This window comes from Ruegeria sp. AD11(2025) (genome assembly GCF_056542405.1).
Window position 1 is genome coordinate 1 of record NZ_JBQFZU010000071.1, and the last position, 4,569, is coordinate 4,569.

The 4,569-nt window shown below is 43.8% G+C and carries 4 protein-coding genes; all 4 read right to left on the reverse strand.

The window, feature by feature from the left end; all coding sequences use genetic code 11:
* Positions 1–70: 70 nt before the first annotated feature.
* The gene (locus ACR1XY_RS24100; protein WP_480597265.1) at positions 71–1,441 is read right to left on the reverse strand and encodes an ATP-binding cassette domain-containing protein; all 1,371 of its coding nucleotides are present in this window, start codon (positions 1,439–1,441) and stop codon (positions 71–73) included.
* A gap of 2 nt (positions 1,442–1,443) precedes the next feature.
* Entirely contained in the window at positions 1,444–2,223 is a 780-nt protein-coding gene (locus ACR1XY_RS24105; RefSeq protein WP_480597268.1) for a hypothetical protein, read from the reverse strand.
* Positions 2,210–3,631, reverse strand: coding sequence for a TolC family protein (locus tag ACR1XY_RS24110; RefSeq protein WP_480597271.1), 1,422 nt, complete (start codon positions 3,629–3,631; stop codon positions 2,210–2,212). Before ACR1XY_RS24110 ends, ACR1XY_RS24105 begins: the two co-directional genes overlap by 14 nt.
* A gap of 55 nt (positions 3,632–3,686) precedes the next feature.
* The coding region (locus tag ACR1XY_RS24115; RefSeq protein ID WP_480597276.1) for an FG-GAP repeat domain-containing protein at positions 3,687–4,569 on the reverse strand (883 nt) is incomplete at its 5' end.

A 4,569-nucleotide genomic window follows, 5' to 3' on the forward strand; every position in this document is an offset into this window, starting at 1 on the left:
AGCCTTATTTGCACACGACTAGACCGCACCCCCTGAGCGTTGATAAACGCATTAACTTCACAACCTAACTTCATGACGATTCGGTGGTTTGTAAAGGCATAGACGACGATATAGAATTTTTTCTCGTCGCATCACGCTTCCCCTGCAAAACAACTTGTCCTTGTTTCAGCACCGCTATATGCGACATTTCGGAAAGTATTTCTTGTCTATGAGTAGCTATAATACAGGTCCTTGATCCAATCCAACTACCAATACGCTTCACTACTGCCTTTTCAAGATGCTCATCTAGAGATGACGTTGGCTCATCAAGTAAAATAATAGAAGGATCTTGGAGATAAATCCGAGCAAGACCGATACTTTGTTTTTGGCCAATTGACAGGCCGTCCCCACCGTCGCCTATTCTTAAGTCTAATCCCTCGGGACTTTGCTTCACAAACTTCCCCAGACCCCCAAAAGTTAATGCTTGATGGAGTTCCTCGTCGGTACTTTTATGAGTAGTGGGAGACAGGTTTTCCCTTAAGCTTCCTCGAAACATTTTTATCTCTTGCGGCAACAACCCAATGTTTCTTCTTAAATCACTGGGATCAATTTGCCGAAGATTCAACCCATCAATTTCCACTTCTCCATCCGCCGGTTGATAGAGCCCAGCAATCAGGCGCAATAACGTTGACTTCCCAGATCCATTGCTACCAAGTAAGGCAATCCGCATTCCAGCCTTAATTTCGAGATTGCCTATATCTATTGCCATTCCACGCACTTCTGAATGCGAGTAGCGTAGATTTTTTACAGAAATATCGCCATGGACTCTAGGCTTGCTAACGTACACACATTCTAGTGACCTTTCCTGTTTGGCTAACATCAAAGTTTCAAGTGCGGCTAAAGCTGATTTCATGTTCTGCCAAATCAAAAGTGAATTAGACAGCTGAGAAATAGGAGATAAAGTACGTGTTGTAAGAATAGCGACAGCGATAAGTACACCACCGGAAAGCTCTCCGGCAAAAATGAGATATACACATGCAATAACAGCGCACACGTAAGTGGCTTGTTGTATTGATGTTGCCCAATACGTTAGTAAAGCGCGTAATGTGCGTTGCTCTGTGGTTTTCAGTGCATTCAAAGCAATAACTTCCTCCCACTGCCTTTGAAACAACGATTCAGAACGGCTAATTTTAATTGCCTCCAGACTGTAGGAGGCTTCTATTAGTATTTTAGACGCTGAAGTCAAACCGCCCATAGTCTCGTCCGATAGGCGCGCCATACGACGTTGTAGTAGAATATTAGGAAGCGCTATTAAAACGGCCCCTAACATAATGATCCAGACTATAGGTCCAGCTATCCCATAAATCAAAAGTAAAAAAATAAACGAAAAGGGAAGATCAGAAATAAGGCCAATGGCGACATTCGAAAAAAATTCCTTTACTGACGAAAATTCACGAATCATATTTACAACTGCACCCGGAGAAGATGCAGATTATCCAATTTCACACCAAGTAACCGAGCAAACATATTGCTTGTGATCTCTATTTCTGCCTCCTTCCCAATATGATCAATTATTCTGGCTCGCCTTACACGCAAGATTGCTTCGAAGAGTATCGCCAACCCAACACCACTCGCGAGAACCCAGAGCGTAGGTTCGGATTGTCCCGGGATAACCCGATCGTAAACTTGTAAAGTGAAGAGCGAAACCGTTACTGCCAATACATTAGCAAATAAAGACGCCGTAATTACATCAAAGAGATAGTGCTTTTGGAGTACCAATCTACCCCAAAACCAGTGCTTATTTTCGCTACTTAATACGTGCTGGCGCAAGAGAAAGGTCAAATTCGGCAAAATCCGAAAAGCTTGCCCCGAATGCCCTTCATCAACGTCCGATAATGAAATGGAACGAACCGCTGTTGGATTGACAACGTCGAGAACGTGCAGGTCGTCGGTATCTATATCCACAACGACAAGGAATTCGTCCGATCTTAATTTTAAACAACACGGTACTACTAAATTTGTTACTTTATCCACGTCAGTCCATACTATTTCATGATCAAACCTATGCCCAACTCTCTCCAATAGCTCTTCTGTTAGTATCCCGTGCTCAACGGGTAAACCCTCCATTAAGCGTTGAGCATCCACCCCCAGAGACCTAAAATTCAACAAGGCAACAACTGCGTCTTTCAACGAGAACAACGGCAAACTGTATGCTTTTCCATTAATTTTTTTAGTCATTTTCATCCAGCGCCGCTTTTTCTGCTAGCAGACCTCTTTTCTGCGAAGATGTTAAACAGTTTATCAAGGTATTTGCTTGAACATCAATCAGTGCAATTCTGGTATCAGTTTGCTCTCTGTACAAGTCAGCACCTTCAGTCAATAATATTGATCCGACGTCTAACTGCTCCTTAAACAACATAATAGAATCGTTATTTTTTTTACTTAATGCACGCAGCGATGCTGCATCGGATAGTAGACTTTCATAACTGCTGTTTAACGCCTCAAGTTCGGCCTTAGTTTCCTTACCTTGAAGATAATAAGAGATACCTGCGGAACGAATTGATGCACGCGCGGCTTCTATCTTCCCTTTTCGACCCGGGCCCAATATATTGTTTGCATCAAGGCGAATCCCTATTGATGGCTGATCTAGGTTTCCTGAATTAAAGTTTACACCGGCATCAAGTACGATCCGAGGAAGTCTTGATGTTCGGACTATTTTTTCTTGCACCTGAGCACGCGAAAGACTTACCCGCGCTATAGCATCTTCAGGAGCTTCACCATATTGCCAATCTCTACGACAGAGCCGAATAGCGGCATCTAAATCAGTCAATGGACTTATTTCACTTTCCGGTAAAAGCTCGAAAAGATTCATTTGTGCTTGGCGCAATTTTGAATTGTCAGCGATAATGCGGCGTTTTACGCTTTGTAGTAAGGTGTTCAGTCTTAAGACCTCTCCTCTGTCTGCCACGCCTCCTTTTAAGCGAATACTCAATAAGTCGCCTATGCTTTCCAATGACTGAGATAACTTATGCAGCTCCGTAAGACGTACAGAGTATCGTGATATTTCGACAAATTCGCGCACACCCTCGAGGATAATCTCATTCCTATACTGCCAATCACGGAGATTGGCTGCTTCTACCTGTAAACTCGCGTCTTGCATCCGGGCTTGATTATGACCATTATCCCAAATCAATTGTTCAATCGATACTCCTATTGATTCTGTATGGCCCCCCCCCAAAAAAACCGAACCTCTCGGAACAACTTGTGGATATCCATCATATTTACGCGCCAGTAATGTAGCTTGAGCGGCAGTTACATCTTGTGCGGCAGTAGACTGTGTTAAGGCAACCTGTTCCAGGGCTCTCGAAATTACCGCCAATTGAGAATTTAGAGGTGATTTAGTTGCACTTGCCCCATCACTATTTTGACTGGTCGATTCAGTATTGGGCTCTTTAATCTTACCTAAAGTTATACTGTTTCCATCGTGATATTTTCCTGAGTCAAAACTACAGCTTGATTGAGCTAAGTAGATTATCAAAAAAATTGAAGTGCGACCTTTTAATTTACTTATAGTTTTTGCAGCATACAACCTTATATGCGCAGGTATAATATAACCAAGCTTTCTAGAAGCCTTGGATACAAAACTCTTCATAATGAATCTTCACTTCCATAGCGCAGATTTACCTGAGTATGATTTTTCATATGGCTCACAGAATTTCAAAGATTAAAAATGAATTTGATGTAGGTGCTGATCCAACTACTTCGACGTCTCCATCACCATTGAGATCAGCTATAGAAGAATGTTGTGCGCCTGTGGTGTTAGTTGAGAGAAACTGGGTACCTGTGTCGAATTCCCCTGAGCCATCATTCTGGAACACAACAAACGCACCGGATTGTGCACCAGCGTGAATAGATGACCCAATGATGTCAAGATCCCCGTCCCCGTCTACGTCTGCAATCGACGTGTGAGCTGCTCCAAGATCCAACGATGTATTGATCTGGGTATTTGCGTTGAAGTTCCCGGAACCGTCATTCCGGAAAACAACAAATGCATTAGAACCTACGGCTGATCCAATGATGTCAAGATCTCCATCCCCATCTATATCCGCAATCGACGTGTGGAACGCAACACTATCCAATGATGTATTGATCTGTGTCCCGGTATCGAAATTCCCGGAACCGTCATTCCGGAAAACAACAAACCCGCTCCCTCTCGCTGATCCAATGATATCAAGACCTCCATCTCCGTCCATGTCTGCAATCGACGTGTGGAACGCACCGCCATCCAATGATGTATCGATTTGGGTCCCGGTATCGAAATTCCCGGAACCGTCATTCCGGAAAACAACAAATGCATCGGAGGATCTTGACGATCCAATGATATCAAGATCTCCATCCCCGTCTATATCCGCGATTGATGTGTGGGCTGCTCCATTATCTAAAGCCGTGTCAAGCTGGCTCTTTTCAGTAAATTTAATATTGGTATCCACAACAACATTGAAGGCGGCAGAGGCGGCCGAAGGACCATTGCCCGCAACATCCGTCTGTGTCGCCGTGATCGCATAGCTGCCATCCGCAAGCGCGGTGCCG

Bases quoted from the DNA above. Each gene is read 5' to 3' on its own strand.
- ACR1XY_RS24105 (WP_480597268.1), bottom strand. From the start codon at position 2,223: ATGAAAATGACTAAAAAAATTAATGGAAAAGCATACAGTTTGCCGTTG.
- ACR1XY_RS24100 (WP_480597265.1), bottom strand. From the start codon at position 1,441: ATGATTCGTGAATTTTCGTCAGTAAAGGAATTTTTTTCGAATGTCGCC.
- ACR1XY_RS24110 (WP_480597271.1), bottom strand. From the start codon at position 3,631: ATGAAGAGTTTTGTATCCAAGGCTTCTAGAAAGCTTGGTTATATTATA.